Origin of the sequence: Pseudarthrobacter sp. LMD1-1-1.1 (assembly GCF_040676255.1) — a bacterium.
In the GTDB taxonomy this organism is placed as follows: Bacteria; Actinomycetota; Actinomycetes; order Actinomycetales; family Micrococcaceae; genus Arthrobacter.
On sequence record NZ_JBEGHP010000024.1, the window covers coordinates 367,834 to 386,114 of the forward strand.

Consider the following 18,281-nt stretch of genomic DNA (forward strand, 5'->3'; position numbering starts at 1 on the left):
CCCAAACCACCAACGCCCCATCACCTTCCACCGAAACCAACGAACCCTCCCCCACGGAATGTGGGAGAGGGTTCGGCTGGACGCCGCATTATCTGATGGGGCGTTGGGAGAAAGCGGTCAGAAGGTGATGGCGCGTCCGGGGAGAGGTCAGGAAAGCGGGCGGTGCAGCTCTGCGAGTTCCTCGTGGCGGGGGCTGTTGGGGTTCATCAGCGAGTGCTTGCGGCCGTAGCCGAAGTAGATGACCAGACCGATGATCAGCCACACCACGAACCGCAGCCAGGTTTCCCAGTGCAGCTGCAGCATCAGGAAGGCGGAGGCCAGGACACCGAAGGCCGGGATCACGGGCATCAGGGGCAGGCGGAACGTACGGGGAGCATCAGGGCGCTTGTAACGGAAGATGATCACGGACAGGCACACGACGACGAACGCGGCCAGGATGCCGATGTTGGTGAGGTCCGCGACTGCCTTGATGGGGAAGACGCCGGCCAGGAAGGCGGAGGCGATGCCGCCGATCCAGGTGACGCGCTGCGGGGTGCCGTGCCGGTCGGTCTTGGCGAACCAGCCCGGGAGCAGGCCGTCACGGCTCATGGAGAACCAGACGCGGGTGACGCCGAGCAGGAAGGTGAGCATCACGGTAAGGATGGAGAGGACCGCGAACACCGAAATGATGGTAGCGATGACGGGCAGGCCCACCGACGTGAAGGCGGAGGCGAACCCGGCCTTGGGGTCGATGTCCTTGTAGTTCTGCATGCCGGTGAGGACCAGGGTGGCGGCAACATAGAGGAGCATGGCGATAATGAGCGAGAGGACGATGGCCTTGGGCATGTGCTTCTTGCCGTCCTTGGCTTCCTCGGCCGCGGTACTCATGGCGTCGTAGCCGAACACTGCGAAGAACACCGTGGCGGAGCCGGCCACAACGGGCCCGAAGCCGCTGGGCATGAACGGGTTGTAGTTGTTGGTGTCGATGTAGAAGACGCCCAGCCCGATGATGAACAGGATCAGGACCACCTTGATGGCCACAGCGACGAGTTCGAACCTGCCGAAGGCCTTGGTGCCGCGGGACAGGATCCAGGTCACCAGGAGGCAGACCAGGATGGCGGGGACATTGATGATGCCACCCTTGCCTTCGTCGAAGGTGGAGGTCATCCAGGCCGGCAGATGGATGCCGATGCCGGCCAGGAAGGCGTCCAGGTAGCCGGAGATGCCGATGGCCACCACTGCCACGATGGCGATGTATTCCAGCAGCAGGTCCCAGCCGATGAACCAGCCGATCACCTCGCCAAGGGCCACGTAGCCGTAGGTGTAGGCGGAGCCTGCCCGCGGGATCATCCCGGCGAACTCCGCGTAGGAGAGGGCAGCGGCCGCGGAGGCGAGGCCTGCAATCAGGAAGGAGATCAGCACCGCGGGCCCCACTCCCGGGTTGCCTTCACTGCCGGCGGCCACCAGTCCCGCGAGGGAGAAGATGCCGACGCCGATAATCCCGCCAACGCCAATGGCGGTGAGCTGCCACAGCCCGAGGGACTTGAACAGTCCGCTGTGCTTGCTCTCTTCTTCGATGTCATCGATGGGCTTCCGCCGCATGATCGATTGGCTCAAATCTTTGCTGCTCATCAGGAACTCCTGGTTGGGGTGCGACCCCGCCGCGGCACGCCAAGAAACCTGGCTGTGACGGGGGTAACTCGGTTTCAACAGTATGCGTGCGCAATTGCGTTAGATAAAGTGGCTACTTCTAACCTATATTCGTTAGTTTCAGTTAGGAATCCATCATGCTTGACGTGCGCAGGCTGCGGCTGCTTCGCGAATTAAGCATCCGTGGGACGCTGGCGGAGGTAGCCGAGGCGCTTCAGTACAGCCCGTCGTCGGTATCGCAGCAGCTGGCCCTCCTGGAGAAGGAAGTGGGCGTCGAGCTGCTCCGAAAAACGGGCCGGCGCGTACAGCTGACGCCCCAGGCGGAAGTGCTGGTGGCGCACACCGCGCAGCTGCTGGAAACCATGGAGCAGGCTGAGGCGGACCTGGCCGCATCCCTGACTACCGTGACCGGCACCGTAAGGATCGCGGTGTTCCAGTCCGCGGCGCTCGCCCTGATGCCGGACACCCTGACGCGCATGGCCGCAAAGTACCCCGAGGTCCGGATCGAGATGATCCAGCGGGAGCCGGAGACGGCACTGCACGAAACCTGGGCCCGGGACTTCGACCTGGTGATCGCCGAGCAGTATCCGGGACATGCGGCCCCGCGCTACCCCGAACTGGACAAGGTGAAGCTGACCACCGACGCCATTCGGCTGGCCGTTCCCCCGGCATCCGGCGGCGGACCCGCGATCCGTACCCTGGAGGACACGGCAGACCTGGCTTGGGTCATGGAACCGCGCGGGGCCGCCTCGCGGCACTGGGCAGAACAGGCGTGCCGCAGCGCGGGCTTCGAGCCCGACGTCCGGTTTGAAACCGCCGACCTGCAGGCGCAGGCCCGCCTGATCGAGTCCGGAAATGCCGTGGCCCTGATGCCGGACCTGGTGTGGACCGGCCGCGGCACCACCGCCCAGCTGCTGGAGCTGCCGGGCAAGCCCCACCGCACCATCTTCACCTCGGTGCGCCGCTCCAGCACGCAGCGCCCGGCCATCCTGGCAGCGAGGGAGACCCTGGCTGCGGCTGCCGCGGCGGTGGCAACGGACGACGCCGGGTGACCGGCCGCCGTCGTCCGTGTCCTTACGTGCGCAGCCAGGCCGTCCGTCGCTGCGCAGGTGCGTCCCCTGCGCAGTGAGCACCCGCGTCACCGCGCAGGTCCGTGCAGGTCCGTATGTTTCGTGCGTCACTGCGGGTAAAGGGCCGCAGGTCTAGACTGGAGCCGTTATGAATCGAACAATGTTCAAGTCCAAAATCCACCGGGCCACCGTCACGCACGCCGACCTGCACTACGTCGGCTCCGTCACCGTTGACCTCGACCTGCTCGAGGCCGCCGACATCCTGCCGGGCGAGCTGGTGTCCATCGTGGACGTCACCAACGGCGCGCGGCTTGAAACCTATACGATCGCCGGCGAGCGCGGTTCCGGCGTTATCGGGATCAACGGTGCAGCGGCGCACCTCATGCACGAGAACGATATCGTCATCCTCATTACCTACGCGGAAATGACCACGGAAGAGGCCGGGGCCTACGAGCCCAAGGTGGTCCACGTGGACCGGGACAACCGGATCATCCAGCTGGGCAACGATCCCGCCGAGGGCCTCACCCCCGGCATGATGCGCCCCCCTTTCGCGCTTAACAACGCCACCCTGTAACCGGAGCGTGCGTCCCGGTCCCTGCCTCCGCCGTGCCCGAACGGCTGATCCTTGCTAGGGGTGCTGGCAGGGTTCTTCGTGGTCTGGTGCATCATCCTGGTGGGGTGGTTCGTGGGCCGGCAGCGGATCCTCGGCGATAACGCCCGCCCCGTACTGAGCGGCCTGACGTTCTTCGTCGCCAGCCCGGCACTCCTCTTTGAAACCCTCAGCAAGGCCCGGCTGCAGGAAGTCTTCGCCGAACCGCTGCTGGTCACGGCGGTGGCTGCGATCACCACCGCCGCCATCTTCTTCGCCCTGGCCAGGTTCTGGCTCAAGCGGGCCCTCCCGGAATCGCTGATGTCCGCGATGTCCGCGTCCCTTGCCAACTCGGCGAACCTGGGTATTCCCATCGCCGTATATGTCCTGGGTGATGCCAGCTATGTGGCGCCGCTGCTGATTTTCCAGCTGGCCTTCTTCACCCCGATGTTCTTGATGATTTTGGACTCGAGCACCAGCACGCACCGCACCACGCCCCTGGGCTTTTTCCTGATGATCCTGCGCAACCCCATGATCGTGGGCTCCGGCCTGGGGCTGCTGGTGGCCGGCACCGGCTTCCAGGTTCCGGCGCTGGTCATGGAGCCGATCCACCTGATTGGCGGGGCCGCGATCCCGGCCATGCTGATCGCGTTCGGGATGAGCCTGAACGGCACCCGGCCCCTGCAGGCCTCGTCCGGCCGCCGGGTGGACACCCTGTTGGCAAGTGGCTTCAAGCTCGTTGTCCAGCCGGCCCTGGCTTATGTTTTTGCCCGCTTCGCGCTCGGGATGGAGGGGCATGCCCTGTTCGCGGTGGTGGTGACGTCCTCGCTGCCCACCGCGCAGAATGTGTTTGTGGCTGCCAGCCGCTACCAGACGGGGCTGACCGTCGCCAAGGACACCGTGCTGATCACCACCGTGGTGGCAGTGCCCGCCATGATCGGTGTGGCACTGCTCCTGGCGTGAGCACTGGCCACGAGTCGTAACTGCAGCTTGGAGGGCTGATGAATACTGTGCTGGATACCGTCGTGATCGGCGGTGGCGCCATGGGCTCGGCCGCCGCGTGGGCACTGTCCCGCCGCGGCCGGCAGGTGACGCTGGTGGAGCAGTTCGGCCCCGGGCACAGGATCGGCGCGTCCCACGGCGCCACCCGGAACCTCAACCCGGGCTACCACCAGCCCGACTACGTGGCCATGCTGGCAGAGGGGCTGGCCCTGTGGGACGAGCTGGAGCAGGACAGCGGCGTGCAGCTGCTGGCGCGCACCGGCGTCGTAACCCACGGTCCTGGCGGCGACCTCCCGAAAGTTGCCGCAGCCCTCACCGAGGCCGGCATCAGCGCCGAATTCCTGTCCCCCGGCGTGGCCGGCGAACGCTGGCGCGGCATCCGGTTCGACCAGCAGGTCCTGCACATGCCCGACGGCGGCCAGCTCAACCCGGAGGCGGCGCTGCCCGCCTTCCAGCGGCTGGCCTCCGCCCGCGGCGCCGAGATCAGGCACCACACCAAGGTGGTGGACTTCGAGGTGTTCGACGACGGCGTGCGGCTGGTGCTGGAATCGGCTGCGGGCACGGAGGTGGTCACCGCAGCCCAGGCCGTGGTGACGGCGGGCGGCTGGACGGAGAAGCTGCTGGCCAAGGTGGCGGGCACGGCTGGCGCAGCGTTGCGGATCCCGAAGCTCAGGGTGACCCAGGAGCAGCCGGCGCATTTCCGCGTGGCGGACCCCGGCGCGGTGTGGCCCGGCTTCAACCACTATCCCGGCCCGGATTACCAGGGCTGGTACTCCCCCGTGTACGGGATGCAGACCCCCGGCGAAGGCATCAAGGCCGGCTGGCACGGGGTTGGCCCGGTGGTGGACCCGGACCAGCGGGATTTCCTGCCGGAACCGAAACAGCTCGCCGCCCTGCAGGACTACGCACGGCAGTGGCTGCCCGGCGTGGACCCTGATTCGTTCGAGGCCATCAGCTGCACGTACACCACCACCCCGGACGAGGACTTTGTCCTGGACCGGATAGGGCCGGTGGTGATCGGCGCGGGCTTCTCCGGCCACGGCTTCAAGTTCACGCCGGTGATCGGGCGCATCCTTGCCGACCTTGCCACCGGAAACCGGCCCGCGCCGTCGATCTTCCGGGCGTCCCGCTAGCTACCTGACCTAGAGAAAGAGAACCAGTGATGACAATCCCAGAAGAAGTCGACACTCCAGAGATCCTGGTCGACCGGGATGTGCTCCAGCGGAACATCGACCGCATGGCCGCTGCCGTCCATGCGAAAGGCTTGACCCTCCGACCCCACGTGAAAACCCACAAGGTGCCCGAAATCGCGCAACTGCAGCTGGCAGCCGGTGCAGTCGGCATCACCGTAGCGACCCTCGGCGAGGCTGAATTCTTTGCAGGACACGGAGCGACCGACATCTTCATCGCTTACCCCCTCTGGGTCGGTCCCCGTCAAGCCGAACGCCTGCGCCGGCTTGCTGTCACCACAAAGATCTCAGTAGGACTGGATTCACGGGAGGCCGCCCAAGCCATGGGAGCGTCCTTGGGTGACGCATCCAGCGACTTTGACGTGCTGCTGGAAATCGACAGCGGCCATCACCGAAGCGGAATCGCCCCGGGTGCGGTCGTTGACGTGGCCCACGCCGCGGCACGCGCCGGCCTGAGGGTCAGCGGCGTCTTCACCTTCCCGGGCCACAGCTACGCCCCCGGGATGCCCCTGAAAGCAGCCGAAGAAGAACGGTCGGCCCTCAGGCAGGCCTCGGACCTGCTCACACAGGCAGGATTTGAAATCCTGCATCGCAGCGGCGGTTCAACTCCCACTGCCACTCTCACCGGTGATTCCGCAGCCACCGAGGTCCGGCCTGGAGTTTATGTCTTCAATGACGCCCAGCAACTGGAACTGGAACGATGCGCCCCTGAAGACATCGCCCTGACCGTCGTCGCAACAGTGGTAAGCCGGCATGAGGGCGACGACGTCATACCGCGAAGGATCGTCCTGGACTCCGGCAGCAAAATCCTGGGCGGCGACCGACCTGCGTGGGCCACCGGCTTTGGACGGCTGCTCGACTATCCCGAAGCACGCATCACCGCGCTCTCGGAACATCACGCGACCGTGGTCTGGCCAGCAGATGCAGGGCTCCCGCCTCTCGGAGAGCGGTTACGGGTCATACCGAACCACGTATGCGTGGCCGTGAACCTCGTTGACGACGTCACTGTCGTCGCCAGCGGCAAGATCGTGGACCGTTGGCGCGTAGCCGCACGCGGAAAGAACAAATAGCGGGGAAGAAAACACATTCGCCCTCAGGACTTGCCTGTAGGAACATCTCCGCCGGCGGCAGCCTGGCTGGAGCTGCCTTCCGCCTGGGTGGGCACGGGCTCCGCATCGGAGTTGCCGCTGTCTTCGGCCTTGACCGCAGGCATGGACAGCACCGCTGCCACCGTGAGCAGGCCGGCCACGAGCGCAGCTAGGAACACGGCCCCCGAAGCGCTGATTACTGTGGCCTGATCGGAGTCGCCGCCGCTGCTGCCGCCGTAGATGGAGTTGGCCACGGCACCAAACACGGCCACGCCCAGGGCACTGCCGATGGACCGGGCGAACATGTTGGTGCTGGTCACCACGCCGCGCTCATGCCAGGGAACGCTGGACTGGGCGGAGATCAGCGTGGGGGTGGCCAGCAGGCCCAGGCCAAGCCCGACGACGAAGCAGCTGACCGCGATCAGCGCCACGTTGGGCGTTGAGGCCGTCAGCGACAGGATCAGCAGCCCCGCCACGGCGATGGCAATGCCAATCAGGGCGGTGGACTTGAACCCGATCCGCAGGTAGAACTTCCCGGCCTGCGACGCACTGAGCGGCCAGCCGAGGGTCAGCGCCGCAAGGGCCAGGCCGGCCACCAGCGGCGAGGAGGACAGGGCGCCTTCAAGGAAGGTGGGCACGTAGGGGGTCAGTCCGATCATCATCGCGCCAACGCCGAAGGACACCAGCGCCGTGGTGGCCAACAGGCGCCGGGACACCACCCACGCCGGGAGGATGGGCTCCGCCGCCCGCCGCTCCACCAGCAGGAAGGCCACCAGCAGCACCGCCCCGACAACGAAGACGCCGATGCTGATGGAGGAGTTCCATGCCCACGCCTGGCCGCCCTGGAGCGCACCGAGGATGAGCAGGCCCAGCGATCCGGCCAGGAGGACGGCGCCGGCGTAGTCCACCTTGTGGGTGGCCCGTTCGACGTTTTCGTGCAGGGTGCGGATCAGCATCCAGCCGGCCAGCAGGCAGAGCGGCACGTTCACCAGGAAGATGCCGCGCCAGATGCCGAGGGCTGAAAAGACGCCGCCCAGGCTGGGGCCCACCACGGAGGAGACGGCCCAGACGCTGGCCAGGTAGCCCTGGACCTTGGCGCGCTCCTGCAGGGTATAGATGTCCCCGGCAATGGTGACGGACACCGGCAGCACCGCGCCGGCGCCGAGTCCCTGCAGGGCCCGGAACGCGATCAGCGAGGGCATGCTCCATGCCACCCCGCAGAGGACCGAGCCCAGCAGGAACAGGCCGATGCCGGCGAGGATGATCGGCTTGCGCCCTGCCATGTCGGAGAGCTTGCCGTAGATGGGAACAGACACCGCCTGCGCCAGCAGGTACGCGGAGAAGAGCCAGGGGAAGGAAGCGAAGCCGCCCACGTCGCGGACGATCGACGGAACCGCGGTGGCCACGATGGTGGAATCGATGGCCACAAGTCCAGTGGAAAGCATTAAAGCGATGAGAATTGGGCCCCGCTCGGAACGGAACCCCACTCCCTGGGCGCGCGCGGTCATCATCAGTCTCGTTTCAGTCTTTTTCGGGTCCCTGTTACCTCCACTCTAGGTACCCACGACGGACACCGCCTACCGCCTGTCCTGGTGCCGGTCCAGGAGCCGCGCGCAGCGGATGAATCCCAAGTGTGAGTAGGCCTGCGGGTGGTTTCCCAAATGGGTCTCCGTGCCGGGGTCGTATTCCTCCGGGAGCAGCCCTGTGGGGCCGAAAAGGTTCACCAGCTGGTCGAACAGGTCCCAAGCTTCATCAATGCGGCCCACGGCCACGTAGGCCTCGATCAGCCACGTGGTGCAGATATGGAACCCGCCCTCCAGGCCCGGCAGGCCGTCGTCGTACCGGTACCGGAAGACGGTGGGACCTACCCGCAGCTCGCGTTCAACGGCGGTGACGGTGTCCAGGAAGCGCCGGTCCGAGACATCCAGCAGGCCCGAGAGCCCGATGTGCAGGACGGCGGCATCCAGGTCCGGGCTGTCGTAGGCCACGGTGTAGGACTTTGCGGTATCGTCCCAGCCCTCGCGCAGCACCTCCTCCCGAATGGTTTCCGCCGTCGGCGCCCAGGAAGGATCAGGTTCGCGGCCATGCCGTGCCGCGGTGCGCAGTGCCCGGTCAAGGGTCACCCAGCACATCACCTTCGAATAGACGTGATGGCGCGCCGCCCGCCGGGCCTCCCAAATGCCGTGGTCCGGTTCGTGCCAGCGGGCCAGGACTGCGGAGGCCATCTGGACCATCAACTCCCAGCTGTCATCGGCGAGGGCGCCTTCCCGTTCGCTCAGGTTATGGATCAGTTCGGCAACGGGCCCAAAAACGTCAAGCTGGACCTGGTGGTCGGCTGCGTTCCCGATCCTCACGGGACGGGAACCCGCATATCCGGGAAGGCTGTCGACGACGGCTTCCGTAGAGAGCGGGGCGCCAGTCACCGAATACAGGGGGTGCAGCCATTCGGGACCGGGAGCGTGTTCGAGGATCCGGCTCAACCAGGCAAGGAAGCCAGCCGCCTCCGAGGTGGAGCCAAGGTCCACCAGTGCGTTGACCGTCATGGAGCCGTCGCGAAGCCAGCAGTACCGGTAGTCCCAGTTCCTGGTGCCGCCGATTCCCTCGGGCAGGGAGGTGGTGGGGGCGGCGAGGACGGCGCCGGTTGGTTCATGCACGAGGGCGCGGAGCACCAAGGCCGAGCGCCTCACCAGGGAAGGTTTCACGGAGGGCAGGACGAGTTGCTGGACCCACTGGCGCGCGTGCAGGGCCACTTCGGCCCGCCGGTCCCTCTCCCCTTCAGGATCCGCAGGCTGGGGTTCCGTGTCGCCGCAGCGGAGGTTGAGCACCACCGGGCCGTCCTGCAGGTTGACCGACGCCGTGGCCGTCGCGTGGCGTCCGTCGGACGTGATGCTGAACGCGACGCCCGGCGCGAACAGGATGATGGGTTCGGACGTGCCCACCACATGCAGTTCGCCGCCGCGGGCCTCCATGCTGAACGGGGCATTGGCGTAATCCGGCCGCGGAGCGAAAGTGATCCTGGCAGCGCCGTGGCCTGTCAGCACCCGGACCAGGCTGGTAATTCCGTCCGGCGCGGGTTCCAGGTAGTCGGTGACCGTGACGTCAGCCCAGCGGGTTTCAACAATCATGGTGCTGTCCACGTACCGCTGGCCCAGCACCTGGGAGACCTTGACCGGCTCCACGGAGAAGTGGCCGGCGGCATCCCCGCCCAGGATATGTGCGAACAGTGAACCCGAGTCCGGGAGTGGGTGGCTCATCCAGCAGATCTTCGCGTCCGGGGTCAGCAGGGCGGTGGACGAGCCGTTGCCAATCATGGTGTGCCGTTCGAGCCCCACAGCATCCTCACCGAACAGCCAGGCGCGCCGCAGTTCGAAGAGGAGGGCAAGTACCCTGGCGAAGGCTTCCGGGTCGCGGAGTCGATGCGCGGCCGAGGTCTCCCCTGGCCCTACCCGGAGCCCCAGGTCAGGTCCGCGCAGGGTGGCGATGGCCAGTTCGTCGCTGTAAGCGTCCCCTGCGAACAGGGCTGCGCTGGCGCCGAGCCGGGACCGGAGGATTTCCAGCGCCTCGGCTTTGGCCGGCTCCAGGACGGACAGGTCAAGCACGGAACCGTCCACGATGAAGAACAGCCCGTGGATCCTTGCGATCTCCCGCGCAGTTTCGGTCACCGCATCCACGACGTGCGCCGGCGCGTGCCGGGTATGCACGGAAACGGCGACTGGTTTGCGTTCGATCCAGATGCCTTCCTGGAAGCCCACGGACTCGTTGAGCTCGGCGTTCACCTTTTGCAGGACCGATTCGGTGGCCAGGGTCTGGCCGTGGGCAAAGCCCATGTCCGCTTCGGCCCCGTGGGACCCGATCAGGTGCACCTCGGCCGGCAGCCGCGAAACCGCCGCCAGGTCACGGAGCGAGCGTCCCGAAATGATGGCGGCGTGCGTATTGGGCAGGGCCGCCAAAGCACGTAGGGCTATGGCTGCATTGCCCAGCGGGAGGGTCTCGGTGGAGATGCCCTCGGCGTCGCACAGCGTACCCCCGTAGTTGCAGGCAACCAGCAACCCCGGGACACGCGCCAACACTTTGAGCTCGGCCAGCAGCGCTGGGGTCAGCCCGCTGTCCGCGGCGTCCGACTGGATGAAGGCGCGCAGCATGTCCAGCGGAAGGGACCGGGTGAGCAGAGCGGAATCCGCCACGCTTTGGTTCAACGGCGTCGGCATCCAGATAACCCCTTTGAGGCTGGACCAGTCCGGGACTGCAGCCGCTGGATTGCCTGCGGGCTACCGGTTGGTGCCCCGCTCGTGAATCCCAGCGTTTCCCGAGGGGGCAGTTCCCATGTTCAGCCTCACCGGTTTCCCGCGAAAGTCCCCTGCATTGCGTATGTGTAAAAGTCCGCTGCCGGGACGCGGTCCGGGCTTTCCGAAGGCTAGACCCGCACCAGCCCGGCGGCCTCCGCCAGCAGTTCGATGGACCGCAGCCGGTCCCGGGTGCCGGGGCTTTGGTGGGCCACGATGAGTTCGTCGGCATCGGCGTGCTTGCCGAAGCTGTCCAGGTAGTCGATGACGACGTCGGGTGTCCCCACGGCGGAGTACGTCATCATCTGTGCCATGTGCCGTCCCTGCGGCGAGTCCAGGATCATGTCCGCCTCGTCGTCGGTGAATTCGCGGGTGCCGCCGCCGAAGAACAGGGAGACGCGCGCCCGCTTGGTGGCCTGGAACATGGCCTGCGCTTCGGACGCGGAGTCAGCGGCGATCACGTTGACGCCGGCAATCACGTGCGGCGCATCCAGCTGGGCGGACGGCTTGAACTCGCTCCGGTAAATGGCCACCGCCTCCTGCAGGGCAGCCGGGGCGAAGTGCGAGGCGAAGGCATACGGCAGGCCAAGCTGGGCGGCCAGGCGCGCGCCGAACAGGGACGAGCCCAGGATGTACAGCGGAACGTTGGTGCCCTTGCCGGGGGTGGCCTCCACGCCCTGGATGCGGGTCGGTCCGGTGAGGTAGCCCTGCAGTTCCAGGACGTCCTGCGGGAAGCTGTCCGCGGACATGGGGTCCCGGCGCAGGGCGCGCATGGTGTTCTGGTCGCTGCCCGGGGCACGGCCCAGGCCCAGGTCGATCCGGCCCGGGTGGAGGGTTTCCAGGGTGCCGAACTGTTCGGCGATGGTCAGCGGTGAGTGGTTGGGCAGCATGATGCCGCCGGCGCCCAGCCGGATGCTTTCGGTGTGCGCGGCCACATGGGCGATCAGCACGCTGGTGGCGGAGGAGGCAATGGAGGACATGTTGTGGTGCTCGGCGTACCAGACGCGCCGGTAGCCCAGCTTCTCGGCGCTTTGCGCCATGGCCACGCTGCCCGCCAGGCTCTCCGCCGCCGTCTGGCCTTTGCCGATGGTTGCCAGGTCAAGGATGGAGAGGGGAAGAGTCACGTCAGGTGCGGCCTTTCAGGAACGTTTCGTAAGAGTCGCCGGCCGGATCGCGGCGGGCACTTGAGGCATAACCACGGCGGGGCCCGGGTTATTTCGTCTTTCCCGGAATACTCAGCACACTGATGATGTTGCCGCCCCTATGAGCCATGATTCAACGAACCAGCTTGAACTGTCCGAAATGATCGACCTCAAGGACCTGGGAACCGTGCACCGCCTCGGTTTCGGTGCCATGCGCATCGTTGGCGACGGTGTCTGGGGCGAGCCCGCAGACCGCCAGGCGGCCGTGGCCGTGGTGCGCCGCGCCGTCGAACTCGGCGTCGACTTCATCGATACCGCCGATTCCTACGGACCCAACATCAGCGAAGAAATCATCGCCGAGGCCCTGCACCCGTACAAGGAGGGGCTGAAGATCGCCACCAAGGTGGGCTTCACCCGGACCGGGCCCAACAAGTGGATCCCCGTCGGCCGGCCCGAATACCTGCGCCAGCAGACCGAGCTGAGCCTGCGCAAGCTGAAGGTGGACACCCTGGACCTGCTGCAGCTGCACAGGATCGATCCGAAGGTGGACGCCGAGGAGCAGTTCGGCGTGCTGCGCGAACTCCAGGACGAAGGAAAGGTCCGCGCCCTGGGCCTGTCCCAGGTCAGCGTCGAGGAGCTGGAGGCGGCCGGAAAGCACTTCACGGTGTCCACGGTCCAGAACCGCTACAACCTGACCGACCGCAGCTCCGAGGACGTACTCCGCTACTCCGAAGATAACGGCATCGGCTTCATCCCCTGGGCTCCGATTTCCGCCGGCGAACTCGCCCAGCCGGGCGGCCCGCTGGATGAGGCGGCCAAGCGCCTGGGCGCCACCACATCCCAGGTGGCCCTGGCCTGGCTGCTGCGCCGCTCCCCCGTGATGATGCCGATCCCCGGCACGGGCTCGGTGCAGCACCTCGAAGAGAACATGGCCGCCGCCGGCATAACGCTCGACGACGCCACGTACGCTGAGCTGGAAGCAGCAGGCAAGTAGCAAGCGGCTTCCAGCCACTCACGTCAGCTAAGACAGGAGAAACACCATGGCAAACATTTTGATGGTTGTATCGGCCGCAGATTCCCTCACCATGAAGGACGGCAGCGAACACCCCACCGGCTACTGGGCAGAGGAACTGGTGGTGTCACACCAGACCCTGACCGACGCCGGCAACACGGTCCACATCGCCACCCCCGGCGGCAGGAAGCCCACCGTGGACCAGGTAAGCCTGGCTCCCGAGTCGGCCGGCGGCGAGGAACGCGCCCAGGGCTTCCGGGACTACATCGCGAAGATCGACGGCGAGCTGGCGCACCCGCTGGTCCTCGCCGACGTCGACATTGCCGGCTACGACGCCGTGGTGATGCCCGGCGGTCACGGTCCCATGGCAGACATGCACAAGGACGCCGACCTGGGCCGGCTGCTGGTCGCAGCGAACAAGGACGGCAAGATCATTGCACCGTTCTGCCACGGTCCCGCGGGGCTGCTGAGCGCAACGGACGACGACGGCGGGTTCACTTTCAAGGGCCGCCGCCTGACGGTCTTCACCAACGAGGAAGAACTGGGCGGCGGAACCGGGGAGAATACGCCGTGGCTGGTGGAGGACGCGCTCAAGGAGAAGGGTGCCGTCGTCGAAAACGGTGCGGCCTGGTCCTCCAACGTGGTGCGCGACGGCAATCTCATCACCGGGCAGAACCCGCAGTCCAGCGAGGACGTGGCCAAGGAAGTCCTCGCGGCGCTGTCGTAATCAGCCGGCTCTGACCGCTACGAATCAGAGGAGGGGACCAGTTCGCGCTGAACTGGTCCCCTCTTTGCGGCGCACGTCGCTGGGCGCCGGCCTTCATTCCCCGTGCATCAGGCGGCGCAGCCTCCATTCGCGATGCTGGGATCGATTGCCGCGATCTGCTTCTGGATGTCCGCCAGCTGGGTTTGCAGGCTGGCCAGCAGCAGCTTCTGCGTCTTGATTGCGTCGGTGTTGGGCTTCTTTTGCGCCTGAAGCCCTGCCAGCTTCTGCTGCGCAGCCGTCACCTGCGAGTCGACAGCGTTCAGCTGCAACTGCAGATCCGCCAATTTTGCTTCCGTGGCGCTGATGTCGTCGGTGAGTTGGTTGAGCTGAGCCAGCAGCGGCGTTACCCGTCCCTGCAGGTCAAGGACGTTGGCTTCAGCGATGGCGATCTGGGCATTGAGCAACGAAATCCGGGCGACGAGGCCGTCGCCCAGCTTGTTGAGCGAATCGATCTCCGCCGTCTTCGATATGACGGCAGTGTTGGCCGCATCCAGGGTGGCCTGCAGAGCCGGAAGCTGGGCCTGCAGCGCGGAAATCTCGGCGTTCTTGCCGTCCACCGCGCTGTTGGCCGCCGCCAGCGCATCCTTTGCTTGGGCCAGGGCGCCATTTAAACCGTCGAGGACTGCCCGCTGGTCGGTAATGGCCTGCTGGGCCTGCGCAACGTTTTCGGTGAGTGCGGGCAGGGCCGCTTCGAGGCCCGCCACCACCTGCTGCTGGGCCGTCACCGCGTCAGCAGCATCCCTCGCTGCCTGCTCCAGGGCCGGAAGTTGGCCCTGCAGGGTGGTGAGCTCCCCCTGTTTGGTGGTGACAGCCGCATTGGCCTGGTTCACGGCATCCTGGAGTGCCGGCACCTGAGCCTTAAGGGTGGCAATGTCGTTCTGTTTTGCGGCCACCGCTGCATTGGCTGCGTCCAGTGCTGCCTGCAGCGGCGCAGCGTTCTGCTGCAGGGTGCTGCTTTCCTGCTGTTTGGCCAGCAGCTGGGAGTTTAGGCCATCCACCTGTTTCTGGAGGGTAGCCAGGTCGCCCTGAAGGCCGGAGATGGTGGCGCTCTTATCGGCGATCTGGCTGTTCACGCCATTCAACTGGGTTTGGAGGCCGTCGCGCTGGGCGATCAGGTCGCGCTTCGCTTTCGAGTTGCCGTTGATTGCATCAATTTGTTTGGTCAGGTCGGCGATCTGCGCAGTCAACGCGTCCTTCTGGGCGTTCAGTGCTGCAAGGTCGCTCTGGGCCTGGGTCAGCGCGGCCTGCTTCGAGGCAATCTGGCTGTTCACCGTTGTGATCTGGGTCTGGAGACTGGTGATGTCGGCGTTCACGGCTGCAATCTTGGCGTTGTTGTCGCTGACAGCATTTGCTGCGGCCGCCGCGTTGGTCTGGAGCGTCCTTAGGTCCGCTTGGGCTGTGGCGATCTCGGCGTTTTTGGCGTCCAGCGCCGCCTTGGCAGCTGCGGCCAAGGACTGCAGGGTGCCGAGCTCAGCCTGTGCAGTGGCGATCTGGGCCTTCTTGGTGCTGACAGCAGCGTCCGCGGCTGCAGCGGTTTCCTGAAGCCCGGCCAAGGTCGCTTTGGCCGCGTCCACCTTGGCCTGCTGGGCCTGAAGCTCTGAAGTCGCGGTGGCACCTGCCGCCTCAAGCACCTTCAGCTGGGCCTCGGCATCCGTAACCTCCTGCTGAGCAGCATTGACGGCGTCAGCTGCCTGCTGTGCTTGGGCGGTCAGAGCTGTGAGCTGGTCCTGGGCCTGCTGGATCTCGCCTTCCTTGGCAGTAAGCTCGGACGCCGCCTGTTCGGTAGCCCCTTGCAGCGCCGAAAGCTGTGTCTGGGCGGCCGCAATCGCTGCACTGTTGGCTACAAGATCTGCTGCCAGCTGGTCGGCCTGTGCCTGGAGGTCCGCGGAGGCGGCCTTTGCAGTTGCCAGTTCCTCCTGTAGCGGCGCCAGCCGGGCCTCCACGCCTGCCTGCTGGCCCTGAAGATCAGTGAGGGCGGCTTCCGCTTCCGCCACCTGGGATGCCAGGCTCGTCTGCTCGGCGGTCAGCTTGTCGAGCGATGCCTGTGCTGATTCTTCCTCGGTGTTCAGCTGCGTCTCCTGCGCAACGAGGTCTGCCAGCGCCTTATCAGCCTCGGCCTTTTGCGCGGCCAACGCATCCGCCTGGGCCTGGAGCTTTGCCTTGTCGGCCTGCAGGGCAGCAATGGCGTCAGCGTTCTTCTTGGCCGCGGCCTTCAGGAGGTTCTCCTGGACGGCACCGCGGTGCGCCAGCTGATTGACTACGCCGTTGCACATGCCGGTGGTGGAGGTTGTAGCGGCAACGGCGGGCTGGACCAGCACCATGCTGGTAGTGAGCAGCCCGGGAAGGACAACTGCCGCCGCAAGGCGGCGCGAAAGAGGGGATTTGGATGGGGAAGTGCGCATGCGAGCTCCTGATAAGACCATTCAGGCGGCCCACGTTGGCCGCCTCAGAGCCAACGGTAGGTTCCGGCGTGGCTGGAGAGCACGCGTAATCACCACTTGTCTTTCTTGCCCGAGTACTCGCTTTCTGCTGGATGCGTGACAGGTATGTGGCCGGCGGAATTGTGGCCGGGGAATATGACCGCCGCGGTCCTCCGGTGAACTGCCGTTACTCCTTGTATCCCCGGGTTTCATGTCCTTTGATTCCGCCTCCGCAGCTGCCGGATAGTGGCTGCAACGCGCTCACACCGTTGCATCTTCCACCCCGTTCCAAGGAGGAACCATGGCCATCACCACCAAGCCGGCCGCCGTCGTGGCCCTTACCGTCTCAGCGCTGCTGGGACTGGCTGCCTGCTCCGATCCCGGCGCTTCGGCGGCGACAGCACCGTCGTCGTCCGCCACCAACTCCGCCGGCAAGACCTTCAACCTGTCCCCGGAACAGGACCGCTTCAACGTCGCGGCCGACCCCGCCGCGGCTGCACTGGTGCCGGAGGCCATCAAGGCCGATGGCAAGCTCACCGTGGTGACCACGGGCGGGGCGGCGCCGCTCAGCATGTTCGCCACGGACAACAAGACCCTGATCGGCAGCGAAGTGGACATCGCGTACGCCGTGGGCGAGTCGCTCGGCCTGCAGGTGGAGGTCCTGCCCGTGGCGTGGGCTGACTGGCCGCTGGGCATCGAATCGTCCAAGTACGAGGCCGTGCTCTCCAACGTCACCGTCACCGAGGCGCGCAAGGAAAAGTTCGACTTCGCCACCTACCGCAACGACCTCCTGGGCTTCTACGCCAAGAGTGATTCGGGCATCGGGGAGATCACGGAAGCCAAGGACGTGGCCGGCAAGAGGATCATCGTGGGATCCGGCACCAACCAGGAAGCCATCCTGGTGCGCTGGGACGAGGAGAACCGGAAGAACGGCCTGGCGCCTGTCCAGTTCCAGTATTACGACGACGACTCGGCCTCAAGCCTGGCCCTTCAGTCAGGCCGTGCGGACCTGACGTTCGGGCCCAACGCGGCCGCCGCGTACAAGGCGGCGCAGGACGGCAAGACGAAGCAGGTGGGCACGCTGGAGGGCGGCTGGCCGTTGAAGGCCGAGATCGCGTTTACCACCAAGAAGGGCAACGGACTGGCGGCCGCCGCGCAGGCTGCGCTGAACCACCTGATTGACGACGGCACCTACGCCAGGATCCTGGACCGCTGGGGCCTCTCCTCCGAGGCCATCCAGAAGTCCGAACTGAACCCGGCGGGCCTGCCGAAGAAGTAGGCGTCCCGCCGACGAAGGAATCCCCGCCGGGGACGCCAGCGATTCGCTGGTGCCCGGCGGGGATTCTTCTTTGGCTTTACCAGGCCGGCAGCACGGGGACCGGGCCTGCCGCCTCAACATCTTCGGCGTCGCCGCGTGCCAGCCATTTCAGGAGGCCCTCCCGGTCCGACTCGACGCGCAGGCCGCCGTCACCAATGACCCATTCGTCGCGTTCCTCGGTCACCAGCGTCATCCCGGGCGCACCCTTGGCACGCATGGCACGCACCACGGCCTCGATGGCGTTCAGCAGCGAATCGGGGTCGGCCTCCTCGATGGTCCAGGAGGTGTCCAAGTCATGGTGATGCACCACCACCTCGGCAATCCGCAGCGCCACAATGGAGGTTGCCGGCAGCTCCCGGCCACCCACCTTTACTTCCGGCGCCACAAGCTCCCCGGTCAACCGCTGGGCTTCATCGGCGAAAGCGGCGGCCGAGTCCCGCACTTCAGCCAGGAGTTCCTCCCGCGGCAGGGCCGCAAGGGCGGCAATGGCCTGCGAGCGCGCTTCAGGGGACGCGTACAGCTGGCGTTCCTCCCCGGACGTCGCCCAGTCGATCAGCCCAACCAGTGCGCGCCCGCTGGATGCGACGTGCGCGATGACGTGGGCGCGGGTCCACCCTTCACACAGCGAAGGAGCGGCCAGCTCTTCATCGGACAAGGAGGAGACCGTGGCAAGGAACATGTCCGTCTCCCGGCCCAGGCGGGACAGGTCTGAGTGCAGCCGTGCTGGATTGATCATTCCGCCAGCCTAACCGCGGCGCCATGACCCCGGCCA

Annotated in this window: 14 protein-coding genes; 8 read left to right on the top strand and 6 right to left on the bottom strand. The window is 66.2% G+C overall.

Translation table 11 applies throughout. From position 1 onward, the window contains the following. Nucleotides 1-147: 147 nt before the first annotated feature. Nucleotides 148-1,611: an amino acid permease gene (locus MRBLMD1_RS18145; RefSeq protein ID WP_364402167.1), complete on the bottom strand. Its 1,464-nt coding sequence runs from the start codon at nucleotides 1,609-1,611 to the stop codon at nucleotides 148-150. Nucleotides 1,612-1,766: 155 nt separating this feature from the next. Between MRBLMD1_RS18145 and MRBLMD1_RS18150 the strand changes: the two genes are divergently transcribed. From MRBLMD1_RS18150 to MRBLMD1_RS18170, 5 genes are all read left to right on the top strand, one after another. Next, a complete protein-coding gene (locus MRBLMD1_RS18150) occupies nucleotides 1,767-2,681 on the top strand; it encodes a LysR substrate-binding domain-containing protein (protein WP_159630129.1) in 915 nt (304 codons plus the stop codon). A 166-nt stretch (nucleotides 2,682-2,847) separates the two neighbouring features. Continuing rightward, a complete protein-coding gene (gene panD, locus MRBLMD1_RS18155; RefSeq protein WP_324643377.1) occupies nucleotides 2,848-3,273 on the top strand; it encodes an aspartate 1-decarboxylase in 426 nt (141 codons plus the stop codon). A gap of 51 nt (nucleotides 3,274-3,324) precedes the next feature. Continuing rightward, nucleotides 3,325-4,251 (top strand): AEC family transporter, encoded by a 927-nt coding sequence (locus MRBLMD1_RS18160; RefSeq protein ID WP_307491940.1) that lies wholly within the window; start codon nucleotides 3,325-3,327, stop codon nucleotides 4,249-4,251. A gap of 38 nt (nucleotides 4,252-4,289) precedes the next feature. Then, nucleotides 4,290-5,423, top strand: coding sequence for an FAD-dependent oxidoreductase (locus tag MRBLMD1_RS18165; RefSeq protein WP_364402172.1), 1,134 nt, complete (start codon nucleotides 4,290-4,292; stop codon nucleotides 5,421-5,423). Nucleotides 5,424-5,449: 26 nt separating this feature from the next. Next, the gene (locus MRBLMD1_RS18170; protein ID WP_364402175.1) at nucleotides 5,450-6,550 is read left to right on the top strand and encodes a D-TA family PLP-dependent enzyme; all 1,101 of its coding nucleotides are present in this window, start codon (nucleotides 5,450-5,452) and stop codon (nucleotides 6,548-6,550) included. Between the two features lie 23 nt (nucleotides 6,551-6,573). On the opposite strand, the gene MRBLMD1_RS18175 is transcribed toward MRBLMD1_RS18170, so the two are convergent. The 3 genes from MRBLMD1_RS18175 to MRBLMD1_RS18185 form a co-directional block, all read right to left on the bottom strand. Then, nucleotides 6,574-8,079, bottom strand: coding sequence for an MFS transporter (locus MRBLMD1_RS18175; RefSeq protein ID WP_364402178.1), 1,506 nt, complete (start codon nucleotides 8,077-8,079; stop codon nucleotides 6,574-6,576). 66 nt (nucleotides 8,080-8,145) lie between these two features. Then, nucleotides 8,146-10,776 (bottom strand): trehalase-like domain-containing protein, encoded by a 2,631-nt coding sequence (locus MRBLMD1_RS18180; RefSeq protein ID WP_364402181.1) that lies wholly within the window; start codon nucleotides 10,774-10,776, stop codon nucleotides 8,146-8,148. A 206-nt stretch (nucleotides 10,777-10,982) separates the two neighbouring features. Next, nucleotides 10,983-11,975 (bottom strand): LLM class flavin-dependent oxidoreductase, encoded by a 993-nt coding sequence (locus tag MRBLMD1_RS18185; RefSeq protein ID WP_307491951.1) that lies wholly within the window; start codon nucleotides 11,973-11,975, stop codon nucleotides 10,983-10,985. Nucleotides 11,976-12,114: 139 nt separating this feature from the next. Between MRBLMD1_RS18185 and MRBLMD1_RS18190 the strand changes: the two genes are divergently transcribed. After that, entirely contained in the window at nucleotides 12,115-12,987 is an 873-nt protein-coding gene (locus tag MRBLMD1_RS18190; protein ID WP_364402184.1) for an aldo/keto reductase, read from the top strand. A 46-nt stretch (nucleotides 12,988-13,033) separates the two neighbouring features. Continuing rightward, the gene (locus tag MRBLMD1_RS18195) at nucleotides 13,034-13,732 is read left to right on the top strand and encodes a type 1 glutamine amidotransferase domain-containing protein (protein ID WP_364402187.1); all 699 of its coding nucleotides are present in this window, start codon (nucleotides 13,034-13,036) and stop codon (nucleotides 13,730-13,732) included. Between the two features lie 107 nt (nucleotides 13,733-13,839). On the opposite strand, the gene MRBLMD1_RS18200 is transcribed toward MRBLMD1_RS18195, so the two are convergent. Next, nucleotides 13,840-16,173 carry a chromosome segregation ATPase gene (locus MRBLMD1_RS18200; RefSeq protein ID WP_364402189.1) on the bottom strand — a complete coding sequence of 778 codons (2,334 nt, stop codon included), beginning with the start codon at nucleotides 16,171-16,173 and terminating at the stop codon, nucleotides 13,840-13,842. 319 nt (nucleotides 16,174-16,492) lie between these two features. Between MRBLMD1_RS18200 and MRBLMD1_RS18205 the strand changes: the two genes are divergently transcribed. Continuing rightward, nucleotides 16,493-17,470, top strand: coding sequence for an ABC transporter substrate-binding protein (locus tag MRBLMD1_RS18205; protein ID WP_364402192.1), 978 nt, complete (start codon nucleotides 16,493-16,495; stop codon nucleotides 17,468-17,470). 76 nt (nucleotides 17,471-17,546) lie between these two features. Here MRBLMD1_RS18205 and MRBLMD1_RS18210 read toward each other — a convergent pair whose 3' ends face one another. Next, nucleotides 17,547-18,245: a maleylpyruvate isomerase family mycothiol-dependent enzyme gene (locus MRBLMD1_RS18210; protein WP_364402195.1), complete on the bottom strand. Its 699-nt coding sequence runs from the start codon at nucleotides 18,243-18,245 to the stop codon at nucleotides 17,547-17,549. Between the last annotated feature and the right edge of the window lie 36 nt (nucleotides 18,246-18,281).

What these genes read in the sequence shown, in the direction of transcription:
- MRBLMD1_RS18145 (WP_364402167.1), bottom strand. Translation starts at nt 1,611, where the DNA reads ATGAGCAGCAAAGATTTGAGCCAATCGATCATGCGGCGGAAGCCCATC.
- MRBLMD1_RS18150 (WP_159630129.1), top strand. Translation starts at nt 1,767, where the DNA reads ATGCTTGACGTGCGCAGGCTGCGGCTGCTTCGCGAATTAAGCATCCGT.
- panD (WP_324643377.1), top strand. Translation starts at nt 2,848, where the DNA reads ATGAATCGAACAATGTTCAAGTCCAAAATCCACCGGGCCACCGTCACG.
- MRBLMD1_RS18165 (WP_364402172.1), top strand. Translation starts at nt 4,290, where the DNA reads ATGAATACTGTGCTGGATACCGTCGTGATCGGCGGTGGCGCCATGGGC.
- MRBLMD1_RS18175 (WP_364402178.1), bottom strand. Translation starts at nt 8,079, where the DNA reads ATGATGACCGCGCGCGCCCAGGGAGTGGGGTTCCGTTCCGAGCGGGGC.
- MRBLMD1_RS18180 (WP_364402181.1), bottom strand. Translation starts at nt 10,776, where the DNA reads ATGCCGACGCCGTTGAACCAAAGCGTGGCGGATTCCGCTCTGCTCACC.
- MRBLMD1_RS18190 (WP_364402184.1), top strand. Translation starts at nt 12,115, where the DNA reads ATGAGCCATGATTCAACGAACCAGCTTGAACTGTCCGAAATGATCGAC.
- MRBLMD1_RS18195 (WP_364402187.1), top strand. Translation starts at nt 13,034, where the DNA reads ATGGCAAACATTTTGATGGTTGTATCGGCCGCAGATTCCCTCACCATG.
- MRBLMD1_RS18200 (WP_364402189.1), bottom strand. Translation starts at nt 16,173, where the DNA reads ATGCGCACTTCCCCATCCAAATCCCCTCTTTCGCGCCGCCTTGCGGCG.
- MRBLMD1_RS18205 (WP_364402192.1), top strand. Translation starts at nt 16,493, where the DNA reads ATGGCCATCACCACCAAGCCGGCCGCCGTCGTGGCCCTTACCGTCTCA.
- MRBLMD1_RS18210 (WP_364402195.1), bottom strand. Translation starts at nt 18,245, where the DNA reads ATGATCAATCCAGCACGGCTGCACTCAGACCTGTCCCGCCTGGGCCGG.